Annotated in this window: 20 protein-coding genes; 15 read left to right on the top strand and 5 right to left on the bottom strand. The window is 72.5% G+C overall.

Annotated features, from left to right (window positions below; genetic code table 11):
* The first annotated feature begins 89 nt into the window (after positions 1-89).
* From E4F25_RS00425 to E4F25_RS11670, 7 genes are all read left to right on the top strand, one after another.
* On the top strand, positions 90-1,775 hold the full coding sequence (locus E4F25_RS00425; protein ID WP_140908326.1) for a CTP synthase: 1,686 nt from the start codon (positions 90-92) through the stop codon (positions 1,773-1,775).
* Positions 1,772-2,605 (top strand): 3-deoxy-8-phosphooctulonate synthase, encoded by an 834-nt coding sequence (kdsA, locus tag E4F25_RS00430; protein ID WP_140908327.1) that lies wholly within the window; start codon positions 1,772-1,774, stop codon positions 2,603-2,605. Before E4F25_RS00425 ends, kdsA begins: the two co-directional genes overlap by 4 nt.
* Before the next feature lie 133 nt (positions 2,606-2,738).
* Positions 2,739-4,022 carry a phosphopyruvate hydratase gene (gene eno / locus E4F25_RS00435; protein WP_140908328.1) on the top strand — a complete coding sequence of 428 codons (1,284 nt, stop codon included), beginning with the start codon at positions 2,739-2,741 and terminating at the stop codon, positions 4,020-4,022.
* Positions 4,023-4,032: 10 nt separating this feature from the next.
* On the top strand, positions 4,033-4,365 hold the full coding sequence (gene ftsB / locus E4F25_RS00440) for a cell division protein FtsB (protein ID WP_140908329.1): 333 nt from the start codon (positions 4,033-4,035) through the stop codon (positions 4,363-4,365).
* A complete protein-coding gene (gene ispD / locus E4F25_RS00445) occupies positions 4,362-5,039 on the top strand; it encodes a 2-C-methyl-D-erythritol 4-phosphate cytidylyltransferase (RefSeq protein WP_140908330.1) in 678 nt (225 codons plus the stop codon). The genes ftsB and ispD overlap by 4 nt, the downstream gene beginning before the upstream one ends.
* On the top strand, positions 5,036-5,506 hold the full coding sequence (gene rlmH / locus E4F25_RS00450) for a 23S rRNA (pseudouridine(1915)-N(3))-methyltransferase RlmH (protein WP_140908331.1): 471 nt from the start codon (positions 5,036-5,038) through the stop codon (positions 5,504-5,506). The genes ispD and rlmH overlap by 4 nt, the downstream gene beginning before the upstream one ends.
* A gap of 104 nt (positions 5,507-5,610) precedes the next feature.
* Complete coding sequence (locus E4F25_RS11670; RefSeq protein WP_342776924.1) at positions 5,611-6,273, top strand: energy transducer TonB; 663 nt, start codon at positions 5,611-5,613, stop codon at positions 6,271-6,273.
* Here E4F25_RS11670 and E4F25_RS00460 read toward each other — a convergent pair.
* Positions 6,270-6,455 (bottom strand): hypothetical protein, encoded by a 186-nt coding sequence (locus E4F25_RS00460; protein ID WP_140908332.1) that lies wholly within the window; start codon positions 6,453-6,455, stop codon positions 6,270-6,272. The genes E4F25_RS11670 and E4F25_RS00460 overlap by 4 nt on opposite strands.
* Position 6,456: 1 nt before the next feature.
* On the bottom strand, positions 6,457-7,206 hold the full coding sequence (locus E4F25_RS00465; RefSeq protein ID WP_140908333.1) for an SIMPL domain-containing protein: 750 nt from the start codon (positions 7,204-7,206) through the stop codon (positions 6,457-6,459).
* 133 nt (positions 7,207-7,339) lie between these two features.
* Between E4F25_RS00465 and E4F25_RS00470 the strand changes: the two genes are divergently transcribed.
* The 4 genes from E4F25_RS00470 to tldD all read left to right on the top strand — a co-directional run bounded on the left by E4F25_RS00470 (position 7,340) and on the right by tldD (position 14,819).
* Positions 7,340-7,927, top strand: coding sequence for a Maf family protein (locus E4F25_RS00470; protein WP_140908334.1), 588 nt, complete (start codon positions 7,340-7,342; stop codon positions 7,925-7,927).
* Positions 7,924-9,426, top strand: coding sequence for a ribonuclease G (rng, locus tag E4F25_RS00475; protein WP_140908335.1), 1,503 nt, complete (start codon positions 7,924-7,926; stop codon positions 9,424-9,426). Before E4F25_RS00470 ends, rng begins: the two co-directional genes overlap by 4 nt.
* Positions 9,427-9,444: 18 nt before the next feature.
* On the top strand, positions 9,445-13,314 hold the full coding sequence (locus tag E4F25_RS00480; RefSeq protein ID WP_140908336.1) for a YhdP family protein: 3,870 nt from the start codon (positions 9,445-9,447) through the stop codon (positions 13,312-13,314).
* Positions 13,315-13,376: 62 nt separating this feature from the next.
* Entirely contained in the window at positions 13,377-14,819 is a 1,443-nt protein-coding gene (gene tldD / locus E4F25_RS00485; protein WP_140908337.1) for a metalloprotease TldD, read from the top strand.
* Between the two features lie 7 nt (positions 14,820-14,826).
* Here the strand turns inward: tldD and yjgA are convergent, their stop codons facing one another.
* Positions 14,827-15,345 carry a ribosome biogenesis factor YjgA gene (gene yjgA, locus E4F25_RS00490; RefSeq protein ID WP_140908338.1) on the bottom strand — a complete coding sequence of 173 codons (519 nt, stop codon included), beginning with the start codon at positions 15,343-15,345 and terminating at the stop codon, positions 14,827-14,829.
* A gap of 16 nt (positions 15,346-15,361) precedes the next feature.
* Between yjgA and pmbA the strand changes: the two genes are divergently transcribed.
* The 3 genes from pmbA to E4F25_RS00505 all read left to right on the top strand — a co-directional run bounded on the left by pmbA (position 15,362) and on the right by E4F25_RS00505 (position 17,634).
* Entirely contained in the window at positions 15,362-16,729 is a 1,368-nt protein-coding gene (pmbA, locus tag E4F25_RS00495; protein WP_140908339.1) for a metalloprotease PmbA, read from the top strand.
* Between the two features lie 136 nt (positions 16,730-16,865).
* A complete protein-coding gene (locus E4F25_RS00500; RefSeq protein ID WP_140910238.1) occupies positions 16,866-17,213 on the top strand; it encodes a DUF4870 domain-containing protein in 348 nt (115 codons plus the stop codon).
* 1 nt (position 17,214) lies between these two features.
* On the top strand, positions 17,215-17,634 hold the full coding sequence (locus E4F25_RS00505) for a DUF4870 domain-containing protein (RefSeq protein ID WP_140908340.1): 420 nt from the start codon (positions 17,215-17,217) through the stop codon (positions 17,632-17,634).
* Between the two features lie 9 nt (positions 17,635-17,643).
* On the opposite strand, the gene E4F25_RS00510 is transcribed toward E4F25_RS00505, so the two are convergent.
* Positions 17,644-18,999 (bottom strand): M48 family metalloprotease, encoded by a 1,356-nt coding sequence (locus E4F25_RS00510; RefSeq protein ID WP_181168165.1) that lies wholly within the window; start codon positions 18,997-18,999, stop codon positions 17,644-17,646.
* On the bottom strand, positions 18,983-20,917 hold the full coding sequence (locus tag E4F25_RS00515; protein WP_140908342.1) for a CHASE2 domain-containing protein: 1,935 nt from the start codon (positions 20,915-20,917) through the stop codon (positions 18,983-18,985). Before E4F25_RS00515 ends, E4F25_RS00510 begins: the two co-directional genes overlap by 17 nt.
* Before the next feature lie 128 nt (positions 20,918-21,045).
* On the opposite strand from E4F25_RS00515, the gene E4F25_RS00520 reads away from it, so the two are divergent.
* Positions 21,046-22,293, top strand: a complete 1,248-nt coding sequence (locus E4F25_RS00520) for a Yip1 family protein (RefSeq protein ID WP_140908343.1) — start codon at positions 21,046-21,048, stop codon at positions 22,291-22,293.

Raw genomic sequence — 22,293 nt, forward strand, 5'->3', positions numbered from 1 at the left:
CCATGGTAAACCGTGGCCGCCCGGTCCAGCCCGTCCTGCGCGGCCTGCCCATCCGGTAGAATGTGGCTTTCCAGCGAGCCGCCGGCGCCATGAATCCTGCAAGCCCCGTCACCCCCCTGATCTTCGTCACCGGGGGCGTGGTGTCTTCGCTAGGCAAGGGAATCGCAGCGGCCTCGCTCGCCGCGATCCTCGAGGCGCGCGGCCTCCGGGTCACGATGATGAAGCTGGACCCGTACATCAACGTGGACCCGGGCACGATGAGCCCGTTCCAGCACGGCGAGGTCTACGTCACCGACGACGGCGCCGAGACCGACCTCGACCTCGGCCACTACGAGCGCTTCGTCAACACCCGCCTGTCCGGGCGCAACTCGATCAGCGCCGGCAAGGTCTACGAGGCCGTGATCCGCAAGGAGCGCCGCGGCGACTACCTCGGTGGCACCGTGCAGGTGATCCCGCACATCACCGACCAGATCAAGCGCTCGATCGACGACGCCACCGCCGGCTACGACGTGGCCCTGGTGGAGATCGGCGGCACCGTCGGCGACATCGAGTCGCTGCCGTTCCTCGAGGCGATCCGCCAGCTGCGCACCGAGCGCGGCCCGGACAAGGCGCTGTTCATGCACCTGACCCTGGTGCCGTGGATCGCCGCCGCCGGCGAGCTCAAGACCAAGCCGACCCAGCACTCGGTCAAGGAACTGCGCTCGATCGGCATCCAGCCCGACGTGCTGGTCTGCCGCAGCGAGCAGCCGCTGCCCGACAGCGAGCGCCGCAAGATCGCGCTGTTCACCAACGTGCCGGAGAAGGCGGTGATCTCGGCGGTGGACCTGGACAACATCTACAAGATCCCGATGTGGCTCCACGGCCAGGGCCTGGACCGGATCGTGGTGGACGCGCTGCGCCTGGGCGACAAGGCCGCGCCCGAGGCCGACCTGTCGCAGTGGCAGGCGGTGGTGGACGCGGTCGAGCGCCCGGTGGACGCGGTCACGATCGGCATCATCGGCAAGTACGTCGACCACCAGGACGCCTACAAGTCGCTGGCCGAGGCGCTCAAGCACGGCGGCCTGCGCCAGCGCACGCGCGTGACCCTGCGCTGGCTCGAGTCCAGCGAGGTCGAGCGCGACGGCGCGAAGGCGCTGCAGGGGCTCGACGGCATCCTGGTGCCGGGCGGCTTCGGCGATCGCGGCTTCGAGGGCAAGGTGCTCGCTGCCAGGCACGCGCGCGAGCAGGGCATCCCGTACTTCGGCATCTGCTACGGCATGCAGGCCGCGGTGGTGGACTACGCCCGCCACGTGGCCGGGCTGGAGGGCGCCAACAGCACCGAGAACGACAAGCAGACCCCACACCCGGTGATCGGCCTGATCACCGAGTGGCGCACCGCGAGCGGTGACATCGAGCGCCGCAGCGAGGACTCCGACCTCGGCGGCACCATGCGCCTGGGCCTCCAGGAGCAGCGCATCAAGCCCGGCACCCTGGCCCACGCGCTGTACGGCAAGGACGTGGTCGGCGAGCGCCACCGCCACCGCTACGAGTTCAACAACCGCTACCGCACCCAGCTCGAGGAGGCCGGCCTGGTGATCAGCGCCAAGTCCATGGACGACCTGCTGGTGGAGATGGTGGAACTGCCGCAATCGGTGCATCCCTGGTTCCTGGCGTGCCAGGCGCATCCCGAGTTCCTGTCCACCCCGCGCAGCGGACACCCGCTGTTCATCGGGTTCATCGAGGCGGCCCGCGCGTACAAGGCGGGCAGCGGCCAGCAGCAGGAGCGGCGCGCATGAAGCTGTGTGGATTCGAGGTCGGCCTCGATCGTCCGTTCTTCCTGATCGCCGGTCCCTGCGTGATCGAGTCCATGCAGCTGCAGCTCGACACCGCCGGCAGGCTGAAGGAGATCACCGACCGCCTCGGCGTTCCCTTCATCTTCAAGTCCAGCTTCGACAAGGCCAACCGCACCTCTGGCACCAGCTTCCGCGGACCCGGGCTGGAGGAGGGCCTGAAGGTGCTCGCGGAAGTGAAGCGCCAGGTCGGCGTGCCGGTGCTCACCGACGTGCACGAGTACACGCCGATGGACGAGGTCGCCGCGGTGGTGGACGTGCTGCAGACGCCGGCCTTCCTGTGCCGGCAGACCGACTTCATCCAGAAGGTGGCCAGCGCCGGCCGCCCGGTCAACATCAAGAAGGGGCAGTTCCTGTCGCCGTGGGAGATGAAGCACGTCACCGACAAGGCCAGGGCCACCGGCAACCAGCAGATCATGGCCTGCGAGCGCGGCGCGAGCTTCGGCTACAACAACCTGGTCAGCGACATGCGCTCGCTGGCGGTGATGCGCGACACCGGCTGCCCGGTGGTGTTCGACGCGACCCACTCCGTGCAACTGCCCGGCGGCGCCGGCGGCAAGTCCGGCGGCCAGCGCGAATTCGTGCCGGTACTCTCCCGCGCCGCCATGGCTGTCGGCATCGCCGGCATCTTCATGGAAACCCACCCGGACCCCGACAAGGCCCTCAGCGACGGCCCCAACGCCTGGCCCCTGGGCAAGATGGAAGCCCTCCTCGAAACCCTCATCGCCATCGACCAGACCACCAAGCGCTCCGGCTTCCTCGAGAGCCAGACATAATTTTTGCCACAGATCACACAGATGAAAAAAGGATAAGAAACAACAGCAAAAGCACTTCTTTTTTTAATCCTTTTCAATCTGTGAAATCTGTGGCTAAAAAAATTCCCATTCCAAGTGTGACAAGACGAGAGAGATGACGAACATCGCCAAGATCCATGCCCGCGAGATCCTCGACAGCCGGGGCAATCCGACGCTCGAAGCCGAGGTGACGCTCGCCGACGGCAGCTTTGGCCGCGCGATGGTGCCCTCGGGCGCCTCGACCGGGAGCAAGGAGGCGGTGGAGCTGCGCGACGGCGACCGCGTCCGCTTCGGCGGCAAGGGCGTGCGCAAGGCGGTGGCCAACGTCAACACCACCATCGCCCAGGCGCTCGCCGGCTTCGACGGCGACCAGGCCGCGCTCGACAAGCGCCTGGTGGACCTGGACGGCACCGAGAACAAGGGCCGCCTCGGCGCCAACGCGCTGCTGGGCGTTTCGCTGGCCTACGCGCACGCGGTCGCGGCCTCGAAGCGCATGCCGCTGTGGCAGCACCTCGCCAACGGCCGCGCGGTCTCGTTGCCGGTGCCGATGATGAACATCGTCAACGGCGGCGCGCACGCCGACAACAACGTCGACCTGCAGGAGTTCATGATCCTGCCGGTGGGCTTCGATTCGTTCTCCGAGGCGCTGCGCGCCGGCACCGAGATCTTCCATGCGCTGAAGTCGGTGCTGAAGGGCCACGGCCTGTCCACCGCGGTCGGCGACGAGGGCGGCTTCGCCCCCGACCTGCGCAGCAACGCCGAAGCGCTGGACACCATCCTCGAGGCGATCGGCCGCGCCGGCTACACCGCCGGCGAGGACATCCTGCTCGGCCTGGACGTGGCCTCGACCGAGTTCCACGAGAACGGCAAGTACAACCTCACCGGCGAGGGCAAGCGCCTGACCAGCGAGCAGTTCGCCGACTTCCTCGGCAACTGGTGCGCGCAGTACCCGATCGCCACCATCGAGGACGGCATGGCCGAGGACGACTGGGACGGCTGGAAGCTGCTGACCGAGCGCCTGGGCGAGCGCGTGCAGCTGGTCGGCGACGACCTGTTCGTGACCAACCCGCGCATCTTCCGCGACGGCATCGACCAGCGGGTGGCCAACGCCATCCTGATCAAGGTCAACCAGATCGGCACCCTGAGCGAGACCCTCGAGGCGATCGCGATGGCCGACGCCGCGCGCTACGCGGCGGTGATCTCGCACCGCTCCGGCGAGACCGAGGACACCACCATCGCCGACATCGCCGTGGCCACGACCGCGACCCAGATCAAGACCGGTTCGCTGTGCCGCAGCGACCGCGTGGCCAAGTACAACCAGCTGCTGCGCATCGAGGAGATGCTCGGCGCCGATGCGAAGTACGCCGGCCGCGACGCGTTCGTCTCGTTGAAGCGCTGACGCGACCGCCATGCGCGGCCTGCGGATCCTGCTGGTCTTGCTGATCGTGCTGCTGGCATGGCTGCAATACCGGCTGTGGTTCGGCAGCGGCGGCGAGCGCGAGGTGGCGGCGCTGGAGGCCCGCGTGGAAGCGCAGGCGCGCGACAACGCCGGACTGCAGCAGCGCAACGACGCGCTCGCCGCCGAGGTCGAGGACCTCAAGTCCGGCGAGGCCGCGGTCGAGGAGCGCGCGCGCAACGAGCTCGGGATGATCAAGCCCGGGGAGACCTTCTACCGCGTGGTGGAGCCCGATGCGCCCCCGCCGCCCGGGTCCGGTGCCGATGCCGTGGAGCCGGCGCCGTGACCTGGGCGATCGTTCCCGCCGCCGGCCTCGGCACGCGCTTCGGCGGCGAACTGCCGAAGCAGTACCTCGAGGTGGACGGCGAGCCGCTCATCGCGCACGCGCTGCGCGCGCTGCTCTCGCATCCGGCGGTGCAGGGCGTGGTCGTCGCGCTCGCCGACGGCGACCCGCACTGGCCCGGTTGGCGCGAGTTCGAAGGCAAGCCGGTGATCGCCTGCACCGGCGGCGACAGCCGCGCCGATTCGGTGCTGGCGGCACTGGAGGCGTTACCGGAGAGCGTGCGCGCGGACGATTTCGTGCTGGTCCACGATGCCGCGCGCCCGAACCTCGCGCGCGCCGACCTCGACCGCCTGCTCGAGCGCGGCCGCGCCGACCCGGTGGGCGCGATCCTCGCCGCGCCGGTGCGCGACACCCTCAAGCGCGCCGGCGACGACGGCGGCATCGATGCCACCGAGCCGCGCGAGCGCCTGTGGCGGGCCTTCACCCCGCAGCTGTTCCGCCGCCTGCAGCTCACGCGCGCGCTGCAGGCCGCGGCCCGCGACGGGGTCGCGGTCACCGACGAGGCCATGGCCATGGAGCGCCAGGGCGTGCGCCCGCTGCTGGTCGAAGGCAGCGAGGCGAACCTCAAGGTGACCACCCCGGCCGACCTGGCCTACTACCGCTTCCTGCGCCGGTGAAGGCGCGGCTGGTCGCGGTCGGTGAGCGCGCGCCCGCCTGGGTCGCGGGAGGCTTCGCCGAATACCGCAAGCGCCTGTCGCACTGGCTGCCGCTGGAGCTGGTGGAGGTCGCTCCCGGGGTGCGCGGCAAGGGCCGCGACCCGGCACGGGCCATGGCCGAGGAGGGCGCACGGGTGCTGGCGGCGCTGCCGAAGAACGCGCGCGTCGTGGTGCTGGACGGCGGCGGCAAGGCCTGGACCTCGGAGCAACTCGCGGCGCGCCTGGAGCAGTGGCGCCAGGGCGGGCAGGACCTCGCCTTCCTGGTCGGCGGCCCCGAGGGCCACCCGCCGGAGGTGCTCGACGCCGCGGCCGAGACCTGGTCGCTCGGCCCGCTGACCCTGCCGCACATGCTGGTGCGCTTGGTGGTCGCGGAGCAGCTCTACCGGGCCGCCGCGCTGCTGGCCAACCACCCCTACCACCGCGCCTGAGACGCTGAATGGCGCCTGTCCGGGAAGGCCCCGGGCGGCCCCGTACCGAGGCGTACGGGAGCAGGATCGGGGTGCGGCAGCCAGCCGCGCCAGAGGAGGTGGCCATGACGCATGCGACCCGTGCAGTCCGTCCCGACCCGAAGCGCATCGCCGGATACGCGCTGGCATTCGGCTTCAACGCCCTGCTGCTGATGGCCCTGGTGGCACCGATGCAGGGCGGCATCGACTGGCCCGGGCCAGCCGACGAGGGGCCGCGGATCATCTGGTACGAGGCCGAGCCGGTCCCGGTGGTTCCACCGGCCCCGCCGACGCCGGTCGAGCGCCCGAGGCCGCGCCTGCCGCAACCCGAGGCGGTGCTGCCGCGTGCCCCGGAGGCGCCGGTCGCCGACCCGGCCCCGGTGCTGGTGGCGGAGGGCAGCGAGCCGGCCCCGCCGGTCGTCGCGCCGGTTGCAGGCCCGGTGGCGGACATGGGGCCGCCGGCGGGTCCGGTGGCCGGGGTGCGCCTGGAGTACCTGCACGCGCCGGCGCCGGACTATCCGCGCGCGGCCGTCCGCGCCCGCATCGAGGGCACCGTGCTGCTGGAAGTGCTGGTCGGCACCGACGGCCGCCCGCTGGACGTGCTGGTCCGGGAGAGCAGCGGCAACCGCAGGCTCGATGCCGCGGCCCGCGACCAGGTGCTGCAGCACTGGCGTTTCCGCCCGGCCATGCGCAACGGCCGGGCGGTGCAGGCGATCGGCCTGGTGCCGGTGGACTTCAGGCTGCGCTAGGCCTCGTCGTCCGGGCGTCCCGTGGGATCCCGCGGGACGTCCGGCGAGGGCTGCGACGGCTTGCCGTCCCGGCGCGCGTCGTCCGGATCGCGCGGCTGGTCCTCGGGGTAGCCCGGCTCGCTGCCGGGGCGGGGATCGGCGTCCGGGGGCGCCTGCTTGCCGCCCGCGTGCGTGCCTGCCATGTCAGCGGCCCAGCTCGAACACGACGTTGAGGTGGGCCGTCAACGTGCTTTCGCCCGGCGACACCGCGGTGTCGTAGGCGACGCCCTTCTCGGCGCGGCCCATGGCCATCATCGGCATCGGCATCGGCGGCTGGAACCCGCCGCCCTCGTCGATGCTGACGATCCGGCGCACGCGCATCCCGAGCGCTTCGGCATACATGTTCGCGCGCGCCTGCGCCTTGGCCAGCGCCGCGCGACGGGCCTCGTCGTAGGCCGCCTCGGGCTTGTCGATCTCGAACGCGGGGCCGTACACCTGGTTGGCGCCGCTGGCGACCAGCGCGTCGAGCACCCGGCCGAGCTTGCCGATGTCGCGCACCTTGATGCTCACGGTATTGCTGGCCTGGTAGCCGGTGATCGCCGGCGGCTGGTTCTCCGCGTAGCGGTACTGCGGGTTGAGGGTGATGCCGCTGGTCTGGACGTCGCGTTCGGCGATGCCGGCGTCGCGGATGGCGCGCATCACGCCGTCCATCTGCTTCGCGTTCGCCTGCATCGCGGCATTGGCGTCGGCGGCCTGGGTGACGACGCCGGCGGAGACGGTGGCGATGTCGGGAACACGGGTGGCTTCCGCCTGGGCGGACACCGAGACCAGGGTGCCGTCGGTTGCGGGGACCTGCGACCAGGCGGCGCCGGCCACGGCCAGCAGCAGGGGGGCAAGCAACAGCGGGGCGAAAAGCGGGGCGAAAAGCGGGGCGGCGGAGCGGAAACGACGCATTGGGACTCCTTGGCGTGGGCCTCGTCAGCCCGTGAAGGTTGGTGGGGGCGGGGTGAACGGGCGGTGAGTCGCCCGCTGCCGGCGCGACCTGGGTTGCAGGTCCGGCGAGGGGGCGCGGGTTATTCTTCGACCAATGCTTTATCTCGCCTCGCAATCGCCGCGCCGCCGCGAATTGCTGGCCCGGCTCGGGCTGGCGTTCGGCACCCTGTCGCCCGAGGTCCCGGAGATCCGCGAACCCGGGGAGGCGCCGGAGGACTACGTGCGCCGGGTGGCCCGCGAGAAGGCCGGCGCGGGCCTGCTGCAGGTGGCCGGCAACCCGGGCGTGCTGGTGATCGGCGCCGATACCGAGGTGGTGCTCGGCGACGAGGTGTTCGGCAAGCCGGCCGACGCGGGTGCCGCCGAGGCCATGCTGCGCCGGCTGTCGGGGCGCACGCACCGGGTGCTGTCGGCGGTGTCGCTGGTCTCGGCCGACCGCGAGCTGCAGGCGCTCGACGTGTCCGAGGTCCGGTTCGCGGAACTCGACGACGCGACGATCGCGGCCTACGTCGCCGGCGGCGAATGGCGCGGCAAGGCCGGCGGCTATGCCGTCCAGGGCAGCGCGCAGGCCTTCATCGGGCACGTCTCCGGCAGCTTCTCCGGGGTCATGGGCCTGCCGTTGCACGCCACCGCCACGCTGCTCGCTGGCTTCGGCCTGCGCCCGACGCTGCAGGCCGCGGCATGAGCGAGGAGATCCTGGTCAACGTCACCCCGCGCGAGACCCGCGTGGCGGTGGTCGAGAACGGCATGCTGCAGGAGCTGCACATCGAGCGCGGCTGGGCGCGCGGCGTGGTCGGCAACATCTACAAGGGCAAGGTCCAGCGGGTGATGCCCGGGATGCAGGCCGCGTTCGTCGAGATCGGCCTCGAGCGCGCCGCCTTCCTGCACGCCAACGACATCCAGCGTCCGCTGCCCGCGCGCGGCGCCGATGCCACCGACTCGCCGGCCGCGCCGACGCCGCTGATCACCGACCTGCTGCGCGAAGGCCAGGACGTGGTGGTGCAGGTGGTCAAGGACCCGATCGGCAGCAAGGGCGCGCGCCTGACCACCCAGATCAGCATTCCGTCGCGCTACCTGGTGCTGCTGCCGCAGTCGCAGGTGGTCGGGATCTCGGCCCGGATCGAGGACGAGGACGAGCGCGCGCGGCTGAAGGCGCTGGTCACAGAACTGGCGGCGCCGCACGGCGGCTTCGGCTACATCGTGCGCACCAACGCGGAGGGCCAGCCGGCCGAGGCGCTGGCCGAGGACATCGCCTACCTGAGCCGTGCCTGGGCACTGGTCGGCGAGCGCGTGCGCGAGGCCGCGGTCGGCAGCTGCGTGTACGAGGACCTGAGCCTGCCGATGCGCGCGGTGCGCGACCTGATGCGCCGCGACGTCGAGAAGGTCCGCGTGGATTCGCGCGAGACCTTCGAGCGCCTGCGCGAGTTCGCGGCGCAATACATGTCGGCGATGTCGCCGGAAGAGGACGATCTCGCCGCGCTGATCGAGCACTACTCCGGCGCGCGCCCGATCTTCGACCTGTACGGCATCGAGGACGAGATCCAGCGCGCGCTGGCGCGCGAGGTGCGGCTGAAGTCCGGCGGCTACCTGGTGTTCGACCAGACCGAGGCGATGACCACGGTGGACGTGAACACCGGTTCGTTCCTCGGCCAGCGCAACCTCGAGGAGACCGTCTACCGCACCAACCTCGAGGCGGCGCAGGCGGTGGCGCGGCAACTGCGCCTGCGCAACCTCGGTGGCATCGTCATCATCGATTTCATCGACATGCACGACGCCGAGCACCGGCGCCAGGTGCTGCGCACGCTGGAGAAGTCGTTGGCGCGCGACCATGCGCGCACCACGGTGTACGACTTCTCGCCGCTGGGTCTGGTGGAGATGACCCGCAAGCGCACCGTGGAATCGCTGGAGCGGCAACTGTGCGAGCCCTGCCACGAGTGCGGCGGCCGCGGCATGCTGAAGACGGCCGAGACCGTCACCTACGAGGTGTTCCGCGAGATCACCCGCGCGGTGCGCCAGTTCGACGCCGCGCGGCTGCTGGTGATCGCATCGCCCAAGGTGGTGTCGCGCATCACCGACGAGGAATCGGCCGCTGTCGCGGAGCTCGAGGAGTTCCTGGGCAAGTCGATCCGCTTCCAGGCCGACGCGCAGTACATGCAGGAGCAGTTCGATGTCGTGCTGCTCTGAGCCCGCGGGACGGCCGCGATGAGTCCGGTCGCCCGCCGCCGCCTGCGACTCGCGCGCCGCGGCCTCTGGTACGCGCTGGCCATCGGCCTCGTGCTGATGGCGCTCGGCTCGGCGCTGTTCAGCCAGCTGCTGCCGCTGGCCGAGCGCCATCCCGACCTCATCGCGCGCTGGCTCGGCGAGCGCGCCGGGCGCGATGTCGCCTTCGCGCGCGTGGAGACCGACTGGACCCGGCGCGGGCCGCTGTTGCGGCTGGAAGGCCTGCGCCTGGGCGAGGGCGACCAGGCGATCGCGATCGGCGACGCGGAAGTGCTGGTGTCGCAGTACGCCGGCCTGCTGCCCGGCCGTTCGTTCACCGAACTGCGGCTGCGCGGCCTCGACCTGACCGTCGAGCGGCAGCCCGACGGGACCTGGCAGGTGCGCGGCCTGCCGGGCCAGGCGCAGTCCGGGGGCGACCCGTTCGCAGCGCTCGAGGGACTCGGCGAGCTGCAGGTCGTCGGCGGGCGCCTGCGCGTGCTCGCCCCGGCGCTGGACATCGATGCGCGGGTCCCGCGCGTGGACCTGCGCCTGCGGGTGGACGGCGACCGCGTCCGCGCCGGCCTGCGCGCGCGGATGGATTCCGCGGGCGCGCCGCTGGCGGGCGGGCCTCTCTCTGGAACGTTCGAGTTGGACCGCGGCAGCGGCGACGGCCGCGGCCATGTGCGCGCCGAAGGGCTCGACCTGACGGCGTGGTCGCCGCTGTTCCGGTTCGCGGGCGTGGCCACCGAAGCCGGACGCGGCCGCGGCCAGGCCTGGGTGCTGCTGCGCGGGCACCGGGTCGAGCGCGCGATCGTGGACGCGGACGCGCACGACGTGGCCCTGCGCGGCGCGGTGCTCGACGGGACGACCCGGCCGCGGCTGCGCTTCGAGCGGGTGCAGGCGCGCGCGCGCTGGCAGCGCGAGGGCGGCGACTGGCGCATCGACGCTCCGGTGCTGCGCTTCGGCAGCGACCAGGACGCGCAGGTCCTCGACGGGCTGGCACTGGCCGGCGGCAGCCGCACCGCGTTCGCCGCAGACCACCTGGATGCCGGCCCGCTGTTCGCGATCGCGGCGCTCAGCGACCGCGTGCAGCCCGACATGCGCCGCTGGCTGCTGGCCGCGCGCCCGCAGGCCAGCCTGGACGACGTGGAGTTCGGCCTCGCGCCCGGCGGTGCGCTGCGCGCCTCGGCGACCGTGCGCGACGCGGGCTACGCGCCGGTCGGCGACGCGCCCGGCTTCCATGGCTTGGCGGGCAGGCTGCTCGGCGACGGCAACGCACTGTCCCTGCAACTCGATCCGCGCGCGCGCTTCCGCTTCGAATGGCCAAGCGGCTTCGGCGTTCCCCACGAGGCCAGCCTCGCCGGCACCATCAACGGCTGGCGCGAAGGCGAGGGCTGGCGCGTCGGCACCGATGCGCTGCGGGTGCGCGGCGACGACTTCGGCCTCGACGTGCGCGGCGGCATGTGGTTCCAGGGCGACGGCACGCGGCCGTGGATCGACCTGGCGGCGCACGTGCAGCCGACCGCGGTGACCACGGCGCGCGGCTTCTGGCTGCACCACCTGATGCCGCCGGCCACCGTGCACTGGCTCGACCAGGCGCTGCAGGGCGGCCGCCTCGAAGGCGCGCGCGCGGTGGTGTCGGGCGACCTGGACGACTGGCCGTTCCGCGACGACCAGCACGCCGGGCGCTTCCAGGTGGATGCGCGGATCGCCGACGCCACCCTCGCGTTCGCGCCCGACTGGCCCGCCGCCGAGCACGTGGACGCCGACGTCTCGTTCGTCGCCGACGGCTTCCACCTGGACGGCAAGGGCGTGCTCGCGGGCGTGGGCATCCGCAGCCTCGACGCCGGCATCGGCAGCTTCGGCCACGCCGTGCTCGAGGTCGCCGCGCAGGGCGGCGGCGATGCCGCGCGGCTGCTGTCGCTGCTGCGCGCGAGTCCGCTGCACGCGAGCCACGGCGACACCCTCGACAACCTGCGCGCGAGCGGGCTCGCCTCGGTGACCTTCGGGATGGAACTGCCGTTGCACGCCAAGGCCCCGCCGGCCGACATCACCGGTACCGTCACCTTGGCCGGAGCGAAACTCGCCGACCGCCGCTGGGACCTCGCCTTCGAGGACGTGCGCGGGCGCGCCACCTACGGCAGCGGCGGCTTCAGGGCCGAGCGCCTCGCGGTGCGCCACGACGGCGAGCCCGGAACTCTGAGCCTGCGCGCCGGCGACGACACCCGAGACCGCGGCCAGGCCTTCGAGGCCGAACTGCGCGCGAACCTGGCCGCGGCCGACCTGCTGCGCCGGGTCGACGCGCTCGACTGGCTGCGCCCGCACGTGAGCGGCCGGTCCGACTGGAGCGCGCGGCTCAGCATTCCGCGCGCCGGCAACGGCACCGGGACCGCGCGCCTGCAACTGCAGTCGGACCTCGCCGGTACCGCGCTGGCACTGCCGGCGCCGCTGGACAAGGTGGCCGGCATCGGCCTGCCGGCCAGGATCGAGACCGCGTTGCCGGTGGAAGCGGGCGAGGTCACCGTCGCACTCGGTTCGCGCATGGCGGTGCGCGCGCGCAGCGGCGGCGCGACCGGCGTGCGCGTGGTACTCGGCAGCGACACCGTGGCGCAGGCGCCGCCGGCCTCGGGACTGGTGGTGGCGGGGCGCACCGGAACGCTCGACGCGCTCGGCTGGATCGGCATCGCGCGCGCGGCCACCGCGTCTCCGGCGCGCGCGGCGTCCGCGCAGCCGTCGCCGACCGCAGCGCCATCGGCGCCTGCGTTCCCGTTGCGCGGGATCGACGTGCACGCATCGCGCCTGCAGTTGCTGGGCGCCAGCTTCGCCGACACGCGCCTGCAGCTGGAACCCGCGGCCGGTGCCCTGCTGGCACGGGTCGAGGGCGCCGGCATCGCCGGCGAGATCCGCGTCCCCGACGCCACCGGGGCCACCGTCTCCGGGCGCTTCCAGCGCGTGCACTGGCCGCTGTCGCCGCCCGGCACCGCGGTGGCCGCGGGTGGCGACGATGCGACGCTCGACCCGGCGTCCCTGCCGCCGTTCGCCGTTGACATCGACGCCTTGAAGGTCGGCGACGCCGCGCTCGGCAGCGCGGTGGTGCGCACGCGTCCGGTGCCCGCCGGATTGCGCATCGTGCAGTTGCAGGCCACCGCGCCGGGGCAGCGCATCGACGTGCAGGGCGACTGGCTCGGCAGCGGCGCGCGCGCCCGCACCCGCGTCGGCGTGGCCGTGCAGACCGAGGATTTCGGTGCCTTGCTCGGCGGCCTGGGCTACGGCGGCCAGCTCGACGGTGGCAGCGGGACCGCCACCCTCGACGCCACCTGGCCGGGCAGCCCGGCCGGCTTCTCGCTGCTCGCGCTGGACGGCACGCTCGAGCTCGACGCGCGCGACGGCCAGCTCACCGAGATCGAGCCCGGCGCGGGCCGCGTGCTCGGCCTGCTCGGCATCGCGCAGCTGCCGCGGCGCCTGACCCTGGACTTCAGCGACTTCTTCGAGCGCGGCTTCGCCTTCGACCGCATCCACGGCAGCGTGCGCCTGGCCGGCGCGCGCGCCAACACCGAGCGCATCACCATCGCCGGGCCCGCGGCCGAGATCACGATCCGCGGCGGCGCCGACCTGCGCGCGCAGACCTTCGACCAGGTGATCGAAGTGGTGCCGCGCACCGGCAACCTGCTGACCGCGGTCGGCGCGATCGCGGGCGGGCCGATGGGCGCGGCCATCGGCGCCGCCGCCAACGCCGTGCTGCGCAAGCCGCTGGGCGAGCTGTCGGCGAAGACCTACCGCGTGACCGGCCCGTGGAAGGATCCCGAGGTGGAAGTGGTCGGTCGCGGCCCGCCGGCGGCGACCGCGGTGGCGGGGCCCTCGCCCGCGGGTTGATCCACGCCGCGGCGCCCGCAGATCATGGGGACGACCGTCCCGTCGCGCCACGGAAACCCCGCATGTCCCAGTCGCTGCAAATCGCCGAGTCCCGCCTCCTGCTGCCCGCGGGCCTCGACGCCGGCGGCCTGGAACGCGCGTTCGGCGCGCTGCTCGGCCCCGGCATCGACTTCGGCGACCTGTACTTCCAGCATTCCCGGCGCGAGAGCTGGACGGTGGAGGACGGCATCGTCAAGGACGGCGCGCATGCGATCGAGCAGGGCGTGGGCGTGCGCGCGATCGCCGGCGAGAAGACCGGCTTCGCGTACTCGGACGACATCAACGCCGCGGCATTGCTCGAGGCCGCCGGCTCGGCGCGCGCGATCGCGCGCGCGGGCGACGCCACCGCGCCGCGCGCTCTGGTCGCGGGGCAGGGGCGCGCGCTGTATCCCGCGATCGATCCGATCGACGGCATCGGCAATGAGGACAAGGTCGAGCTGCTGCGCGCGCTGGACCGCCTGCTGCGCGCGGCCGACCCGCGCGTGAAGCAGGTGGTGGCGAGCCTGTCCGGGGTCGTGGACACGGTGCTGGTCGCGCGCAGCGATGGCGTGCTCGCGGCCGACGTGCGCCCGCTGGTGCGCCTGAACGTGCAGGTGATCGTGGAGCAGAACGGCCGCCGCGAATCCGGGTACGCCGGCGGCGGCGGGCGCCATGCCTACGCCGAGCTGTTCACCGACGGCCGGCCCGAGAAGCTCGCGCGCGAGGCCTTGCGCCAGGCGCTGGTGAACCTGGAGGCGGTGGACGCCCCGGCCGGCGCGATGCCGGTGGTGCTCGGCAGCGGCTGGCCCGGCGTGCTGCTGCACGAGGCGGTCGGCCACGGCCTCGAGGGCGACTTCAACCGCAAGGGCACCTCGACCTACGCCGGTCGCATGGGCCAGCGGGTCGCGTCGCCGGGCGTGACCATCGTCGACGACGGCACCCTCGACGGACGCCGCGGCTCGCTCAACATCGACGACGAAGGCACGCCCTCGAACTGCACCACGCTGATCGAGGACGGCGTGCTGGTCGGCTACATGCAGGACACGCTCAACGCGCGGCTGATGGGGATGCAGCCCACCGGCAACGGCCGCCGCGAGTCGTTCGCGCACCTGGTGATGCCGCGCATGACCAACACCTACATGCGGGCCGGCACCCACGACCCGGAAGAGATGATCCGTTCGGTCAGGCGCGGCCTGTACGCGGTCAACTTCGGTGGCGGCCAGGTCGACATCACCAGCGGCAAGTACGTGTTCTCGGCGACCGAGGCCTACCTCATCGAGGACGGCAAGGTCACCGCGCCGGTCAAGGGTGCGACCCTGATCGGCAACGGCCCGGAGACCATGCAGCGGGTGAAGATGGTCGGCCACGACCTCGCGCTCGACGAGGGCGTCGGCGTGTGCGGCAAGAACGGCCAGAGCGTGCCGGTCGGCGTCGGCCAGCCGTCGCTGCTGGTGGACGAGATCATCGTGGGCGGGACGCGGGCGTGAGCGCCGGCTACTCCGCCATCAGCGCCTTGAGCTCCCGGAACAGCTCCCGGAACGCCTTCGGCGGCTTGCCCTTCGCGCGCTCGTCCAGGGCATTGCGCACCAGTTGCCGCAGGCGCTGGCGGTCGGCGCCGGGATGCGACGCCAGCAACGCCGACAGCGCCGCGTCGCCGCCTTCCAGCAGCTCCTCGCGCGCGGCCTCGGCGCGATGCAGCAGCGCGGTCTCCCGGCGCGCGGACTCGCCGCCGGCCTCCAGCGCGTCGCGGATCGCTTCCAGCACCTCCTCGTCCTCGCGCCGCATCTGCTTGGCGAGGAAGCCGAGCTGGCGCTTGCGCGCGACGTGCGAGGTGATGCGGCGGGTGTCCTCGATGTGCGGCAGCAGCGCGTCGGGCACCGGCAGTTTCGCCAGCCGCGCCGGCGGCAGCCCGGCCAGGGTCTCGCCCAGCGACAGCACGTCCAGCGCCGCGCGCCGGCGCTCGCTGCGGCTGGGGGCGTGGAACTCGCCGCTGTCCTCGTCGCGTCCTCTCATTGCACAAGGATAAGTCATGCCCCCCCAGACAGGCCGCAACGGCCGCGACGGCCACGCCCACCTCGACCGCCTCGCCGACGTCGCCACCCGCCTGCTCGACCGTTGCCGCGCGCTGGGCGCCAGCCAGGCCGAGGTCAGCTGCAGCGAGGAGCGCGGACTGAACGTGGACGTGCGCATGGGCGAGGTGGAGACGGTCGAATCCACCCGCGACCGCGGCATCGCCGTCACCGTGTACTTCGGCAAGCGCAAGGGCAGCGCCAGCACCGCCGACCTGCGCGAGGAGAGCCTCGAGGCCACCGTGGCCCAGGCCTGCGCCATCGCCCGCCACACCGAGGAGGATCCCGCCGCCGGGCTCGCGGACGCCGCGCTGATGGCGCGCCCGCCCGAAGGCGGTTTCCCGGATTTCGACGGCTGGCACCCCTGGGAGCTCGATGCCGAGCGCGCGATCGCGCTGGCGCTGGAATGCGAGCACGCCGGGCGCGAGCATCCCCGGATCGAGAATTCCGATGGCGCCTCGGTGTCGACCGGCGAGTCGCTCTCGGTGTACGCCAACACGCACGGCTTCGTCGGACGCTCGCGCGGGACGCGGCACTCGATCGGTTGTGCGCTGATCGCCGGCCGGATGGAGGACATGCAGCGCGACGGGTGGTACAGCACCGCGGTGGCCGCAGCGGACCTGGAAGGCGCGGCCGCGATCGGGCGGCGCGCGGCCGAGCGCACCGCGGCGCGGCTCGATCCGCGTCCGCTCGCCACCGGCAGCATGCCGGTGCTGTTCAGCGCCGAGATGGCGCGCTCGCTGCTCGGCCACCTGGTCGGCGCCGTGTCGGGCGGCGCGCTGTACCGGCGCGCGAGCTTCCTGCTCGACAGCGCCGGCACGCAGGTGTTCCCGGACTGGCTGGACATCGTCGAACGGCCGTTCCTGCCGCGCGGCTTCCGCTCCAGCGCGTTCGACGCCGACGGCGTGGCCACGCGCGAGTCGCCGCTGGTCGAGGGCGGCGTGCTGCAGCGCTACGTCCTCGGCAGCTACTCGGCGCGCAAGCTGGGGCTACGGACCACCGGCAATGCCGGCGGCGTGCACGAGCTCGAAGTCGGCGCCAATGCCGGCGACCTCGAGGCGATGTTGCGCGGCATGGGCAACGGCCTGCTGGTCACCGAGCTCATGGGGCAGGGCGTCAACGCGGTCACCGGCGACTACTCGCGCGGCGCCGCCGGCTTCCTGGTCAGGGACGGCGCGATCGCCCATCCCGTGGACGGCATCACCATCGCCGGCAACCTGCGCGACATGTTCGCCGCGATCGAGGCCGTGGGCGCCGAGGCCGACACCCGTTCGCACCTGCGCGTCGGCCCGGTGCTGGTCGGGCGCATGACCGTCGCCGGGGCTTGACTCGGCCCCGGCCCGCCCCGAGAGTGCCGGAAGGCGCCGGGTGGCGCCGCATGGAGGGGACATCGCAATGAACGACATCAATCCGGCGCCGGCCAGCGTCGAGGGCGGCATTCCGGCGGAGCAGCGGCAGTGGGCGATGTTCGCGCACCTGTCCGCGATCGTCGGCGGCCTGGTCACCGCCGGCTGGGCCGGCAGCATCGGCTGCTTCCTCGGCCCGCTGGTGATCTGGCTGGTGAAGAAGGAGACCATGCCCTTCGTCGACGACCAGGCCAAGGAGGCGCTCAACTTCAACATCACCGTGGCGCTCGTGTTCCTGGTGCTGCTCCTGCTCACCATCGGCACGCTCGGCATCGGCATCCTGCTGACCGCCCCGCTGATGATCATCGTCGGCATCGCCTGGCTGGTGTTCACCGTGATCGCCGCGATCAAGGCCAACGATGGCGTCAGCTACCGCTATCCGATGACCCTGCGGCTGGTGAAGTAGGGTGGACGCGCCCGCTTCCGGCGAGCGCACCTGGGCCGCGGCCGCGCACGTCGCGGCCCTGGTCCTGGCGCTGTGCACGAGCTGGCTGGCCGGCGTCGCCGGGATGCTCGGCGCCGGCGTGGTCTACCTGCTGAAGCGCGACGACTCGCCGTTCGCCGCGCAGCACGCGCGCGAGGCGTTCAACTTCAACCTGAGCATGTTCGTGTACGCGCTGGTCGCGTGCGCGATCGGCATCGCGCTGCTCGGCGCCACGGTCCTGACCCTGGGCATCGGCCTGCTGTTGACGCTGCCGGCCGGGATCGTGCTGCTGCTCGCGATCGCGGTGGTGGCGGTGGTCTGGCTGGTGTGCAGCATCATCGCCGCGGTCAAGGCGATGAACGGGGAGCCGTACCGCTACCCGTTCACGATTCGCCTGCTCTGAGCGACCTGCCTAGCGGCCGGCGTAGCGCTCCAGCCCCGGCACGCCGCCGCGGTCCATGTGGTCGAGGCGGTCGTCCAGCGGCGGGTGCGTGCGGTACAGCTGCGCCAGGCTCGCCGACTCCGTGCCGAACGCGGTCATCTTCTGCAGCACCGCGTACAGCGCGAGCGGGTTGAAGCCCGAGCGCACCAGGTAGACCTCGGCAGCCTGGTCGGCGCGGAACTCGGCATCGCGGTCCAGCCCCGCCAGCAGCGCCCTGGCGCCGAACTTCGTCGCGTATTCCTTGGCGTAGTGCTCGGCTAGGTTGCCGGTGGAGACCTGGCTGGCGGCGGCGCGCACGCCGGCCTGGGTCACCTGCTGCTTGTGGATCACGTTGTAGTGGTCGCGCTGGACGACGTGGCTGATCTCGTGCCCGAGCACCGCGGCGACTTCGGCGTCGTTGGCCAGCAGTTCGTACAGGCCGCGGGTCAGCAGCACGTAGCCGCCGGGCGCGGCGAAGGCGTTGATGTCCGGCGAATCGATCACGCCGAAGGCCCAGGGCAGGTCGGGGCGGGTCGTCTGCGAGGCGACCCAGCGCCCCAGCACGTTCACCCGCCGCTGCGCCGCCGCGTCCTGCCACAGCGGCGCCGCGCCGAGGACGCGTCCGGCCAGTTCCGGCCCCAACGCCAGCTCCTCGGCCAGGATCTCTTCCTCGGACTTGCCGATCGTGGCGTCGGCGACATCGAGCGCGGCGTCGCCGGCATTGCCCAGCGTGTTGCCGGTGAGGCTGCCGAGCAGGCTGCGCGCCAGGCCGAAGCCCTTGCGCTTGCTGGCCTGGGTGGCGCCGCCGCGCTTGCCGGTGGTGGCCTCGGCGGCGTACTCGAAGCGGGTCGCTTCCCAGCCCTGCGCACGGGCGTGCGCGGCGGCGGTCGCGGCATCCACGCGGTTGGCTTCCATCGCCTGCAACTGTCCGCCGTCGAAGGCCGCGGACTGCAGCGTGCTCTCGTCCAGCCCGCGCACGCCCGCGGTCTCGGTGACGCGGCCCTTGCCGGCCTGGCCGGTGAACAGCGCGCGCACGTTGGCGTCGCCGCCTTCCTGCGCCGCGTAATCCATGCGCACGTCGGTGACGCGGAGGTAGCCGCTGGCGCCGTCGGCGAGCGCGACCTTGAACCACAGGCCCTCCTGCGCCGAGACCGAGACGCTGTCGCCGCGGCGCAGGTCCGCCACCTTCGGCGCGTCGAAGTCGGGTGCCTGGCGAACCTCCGCCTTCGGCTTGTGCACGGTCGCCGCCATTTCGGCGGCGGCCGCCGGCAGGGCCGCCGCGCACAGCAGCGCGAGGGTGGCGAGGACGACGGTCAGGCCCCGGGGGCCGCTACTTGCCCGCATCATGACTGCACTCCTTGTCCGTGGCTGGCGCGGTGGTTCCTGCAAGACTACGGATTCCGGGGCCCGGGTGCGACACGGGCGCGCCAGCCGCGCATTCAGCCTGGTCCGGCGCCTCGTCCGCGGCGAAGGCATCGAAGGCCGACAGCGGGCGCTCGGCCTCGGCCGCGAGCAGCCGGCCCAGGACCCGGCACACGCGGACGCGCGTCTGCTCCGCGGTCTCGTCCTCGTGCACGGCGGCGCTGATCAGGCTGGCGACCAGCACCTCGCCGTCGGCCGACAGGATCTGGTCCTTCGCCGCCAGGTAGTCGCGCAGCGAGCGCAGTTCGCGTTCGGCCAGCGCCGCGACCTCGGCGCGGTCGTGGCCGCGCCACATCAGCACGTTGATGTCCATCAGCGACTCGTACAGGAAGTGCTTGTATTCGACGATGCCCTCGATCGCCACCGCCTCGGCGCCGCGGTACAGCCAGCCGCGCAGGCGGCGCCGGTACTCGCGGACACGTCGGCGGCTCTCGCGCCTGCCCAGGTCGGCCTCGTGCGGGTCGAAGCGCAGCCGCACCAGCGCCAGCCAGTGGTCGTTGTCGGGATCGAACTGCGGGCGGTAGTCGTCGTTGCCGACCGCGCGCCCGCGCTGGGTTGCGGCATAGCTGCGGCACAGCCCGAACACCAGGCTGACGAAACCGATCGCGGCGAAGATGTCGAAGAACACCCCGAACGTGCTCAGGCCGACGAACGCGGCGCCGACCAGCAGCAGGTTGCTGGCGACGAAGATCGCGTCCATGTCCCAGGACGGCTCGCCGCGCCAGAACACGAAGCACGAGAACAGTGACAGCAGCGCCGCGAACACGTACTTGAACCAGGCCGGCGGCATGCGCACCGCGGTGCCGGCGAGCAACGCCTCGACCGCCTCGGCGTGGACCTCGACCCCGGCCATGGCGGCGTCCACCGGCGTGGGCTTGGCGTCGTTCAGCCCGGAGGCGGTGTAGCCGACCAGCGCGACCGCGCCGGCGAGGTCCGGGAGCGCGTCACCGCACACCGGCTCGCCCTCGATCAGGTCGGCGGCGCTGGCGAACGGCAGCCGGCTGTGCTCGCGCCAGTTGACCCGGATGGAGGCCGGGTACGAGGCCGCCGGGCGCCCGCTCGCGGCGCTGGCGACCTGCAGCGCCAGCGACGGCAGCGCCCAGTCGCCGGCTTCGTGGCGCAGGCCGACGTCGCGCAGCACGCCGTCGTTGCCGCGGTCCACGTCCAGCAGGGCGCTGTGCGCGCGCATCGCCTCGCCGTAGGGCTGCATCAGCACCAGGCCAGGCCCGGGGACGGCCGGGTCCGGCACCAGCGCGAACGCGTTCGGCGCCAGCGAGGCGGGCGTGGTGTTGCCGGCATTCGCGAACGACTCGTCCACGGTCGCCGAGCCGAACACGAAGCGCCCGTTGCCGCCCTCGGCCATGGCTTCGAGCACCATGTCGCCCATGGGGTCGGTGCGCGAGGCCTCGATGAACTGGATGTCGTAGCCGACCGCGCGCACTCCGGCGCGGTCGAGCGCGTCCAGCACGTCGGCGTGGCGTTGCCGGCTCCAGGGCCAGCCGCCTTCGCCGCGCGCGCGGTAGTACTCGATCGAACAGTCGTCGATCTCCACCACCACGACCTTGCCCGAGGGCACCGGTTCGGTCGGTCGCAGGCCGATCACGGTGTCGAACACCGCGTCCTCGGCCGCGGCCAGGTTGCGCGCATGGCTCCAGTCCCAGCCCAGCCACGCCAGCGCCGCCACCGCGAGCAACGGGTAGAAGGCGAACTTCAGGCGCAGCGCGAGCTTCGCGTACGGGCGCCGGTAGCCGCGCTCGAGCGCGCCCCAGCGGGTGATGAAGGTAAAGCTGGCCCAGGCCATGGCGGCCTCGAACCGGCGCGCGACGCGCGTCGTCCAGCGCATTCGGTCTCCCCTTGCCCGGCCCGTGCGACGGGTTGCAGGGGGAGGATACTGCGTCCCGGCCCTTTGCTATGCTCCGCGCGGAGTTGGAAAGCTGCAATCACGGACTTGCCCTGGGGAGGGGAATTGCAATGGATTCGAATGCACTGATCGCGCGGGTGAAGGGCATCCTGCTCGCGCCGAAGGCCGAATGGCCGGTCATCGCCGGCGAGCCGGCGACGGTCAAGGGCCTGTACACCGGCTACGCGATGATCCTCGCCGCCATCCCGGCGGTGTTCGGCTTCATCAAGGGCAGTTTCATCGGGCACAGCCTGTTCGGGGTCACGGTGACCACGCCGATCGCCGCGGGCCTGGTCGGCATGGTCGTCGGCTACGCGCTGGGCCTGGCGATGCTGTACGTGGTCGCGCTGGTGGTGAACGCGCTGGCGCCGAGCTTCGGCGGCGAGAAGGACCAGGTGCAGGCGCTGAAGACGGTGGTGTACGCCTGGACCGCGTCCTGGGTCGCGGGCATCGCGAACATCGTGCCGTGGATCGGCTGGCTGGTGCTGCTGGCCGGCGGCATCTACAGCATCTACCTGCTGTACCTGGGCCTGCCGCACACCATGAAGTGCCCGCCGGACAAGGCGATCGGCTACACGGCGGTCAGCGTGATCGTGACCATCGTGCTGAGCTGGATCCTGGCGCTGGTGGTCGGCGGCATCACCGCCATGGGCGGGCTTGCGGGCGCGGCCGCGATGGGCGGCGACGGCGCGGAGGTCAGCTTCGACAAGGACAGCCGCCTCGGGCGCCTGGCCGAGATGTCGCGGCGCATGGAGGCCGCCGCCGAAGCCAACAAGGAGGCCGCGGAAAGCGACGACCCGCAGGTCCAGGCGCAGGCCATGGCCGCGATGATGGGGGCCATGGCCGGGCGCGAGGACGGCCAGCCGGCCGAGTCGCTGGCGCCCGACCAGCTCAAGGCGTTCCTGCCGGGCACCCTCGGCGGACTCGAGCGCCAGTCGCTTTCGGCCAACCGCCAGGCCGCGATGGGCATGCAGGTCAGCGAAGCCTCGGCGACCTACGCCGACGACGCGCAGCGGGTCGAGATCGAAGTGACCGACCTGGTCGCGCTCGGCGGCATGATGGCGATGGCGACCGCGTTCGGCGGCGAGTCCGAGAGCGAAAGCGAGAGCGGCTACGAGCGCACCTACGTGCGCGACGGCCAGCGCATCCACGAGCGCTGGGACGCCACCAGCGGGTACGGCGAGTACAGCGTGCTGGTCGGCGACCGCTTCCAGGTCGAAGCCAGCGGCCAGGTGGCCGACATGGGCCAGCTCAAGCGCATGGTCGGGAGCATGGACCTCGACGGCCTGGCCCGGCTGAAGGACGCCGGGGCCCGCTGA

Source organism: Cognatiluteimonas lumbrici (genome assembly GCF_006476065.1).
Classification (GTDB): Bacteria; Pseudomonadota; Gammaproteobacteria; order Xanthomonadales; family Xanthomonadaceae; genus Cognatiluteimonas; species Cognatiluteimonas lumbrici.

Coding starts and splice junctions, on each gene's coding strand:
- E4F25_RS00425 (WP_140908326.1), top strand. CDS start 90: ATGAATCCTGCAAGCCCCGTCACCCCCCTGATCTTCGTCACCGGGGGC.
- kdsA (WP_140908327.1), top strand. CDS start 1,772: ATGAAGCTGTGTGGATTCGAGGTCGGCCTCGATCGTCCGTTCTTCCTG.
- eno (WP_140908328.1), top strand. CDS start 2,739: ATGACGAACATCGCCAAGATCCATGCCCGCGAGATCCTCGACAGCCGG.
- ftsB (WP_140908329.1), top strand. CDS start 4,033: ATGCGCGGCCTGCGGATCCTGCTGGTCTTGCTGATCGTGCTGCTGGCA.
- E4F25_RS11670 (WP_342776924.1), top strand. CDS start 5,611: ATGACGCATGCGACCCGTGCAGTCCGTCCCGACCCGAAGCGCATCGCC.
- E4F25_RS00460 (WP_140908332.1), bottom strand. CDS start 6,455: ATGGCAGGCACGCACGCGGGCGGCAAGCAGGCGCCCCCGGACGCCGAT.
- E4F25_RS00465 (WP_140908333.1), bottom strand. CDS start 7,206: ATGCGTCGTTTCCGCTCCGCCGCCCCGCTTTTCGCCCCGCTTTTCGCC.
- E4F25_RS00470 (WP_140908334.1), top strand. CDS start 7,340: ATGCTTTATCTCGCCTCGCAATCGCCGCGCCGCCGCGAATTGCTGGCC.
- rng (WP_140908335.1), top strand. CDS start 7,924: ATGAGCGAGGAGATCCTGGTCAACGTCACCCCGCGCGAGACCCGCGTG.
- E4F25_RS00480 (WP_140908336.1), top strand. CDS start 9,445: ATGAGTCCGGTCGCCCGCCGCCGCCTGCGACTCGCGCGCCGCGGCCTC.
- tldD (WP_140908337.1), top strand. CDS start 13,377: ATGTCCCAGTCGCTGCAAATCGCCGAGTCCCGCCTCCTGCTGCCCGCG.
- yjgA (WP_140908338.1), bottom strand. CDS start 15,345: ATGAGAGGACGCGACGAGGACAGCGGCGAGTTCCACGCCCCCAGCCGC.
- pmbA (WP_140908339.1), top strand. CDS start 15,362: ATGCCCCCCCAGACAGGCCGCAACGGCCGCGACGGCCACGCCCACCTC.
- E4F25_RS00500 (WP_140910238.1), top strand. CDS start 16,866: ATGTTCGCGCACCTGTCCGCGATCGTCGGCGGCCTGGTCACCGCCGGC.
- E4F25_RS00510 (WP_181168165.1), bottom strand. CDS start 18,999: ATGATGCGGGCAAGTAGCGGCCCCCGGGGCCTGACCGTCGTCCTCGCC.
- E4F25_RS00515 (WP_140908342.1), bottom strand. CDS start 20,917: ATGCGCTGGACGACGCGCGTCGCGCGCCGGTTCGAGGCCGCCATGGCC.
- E4F25_RS00520 (WP_140908343.1), top strand. CDS start 21,046: ATGGATTCGAATGCACTGATCGCGCGGGTGAAGGGCATCCTGCTCGCG.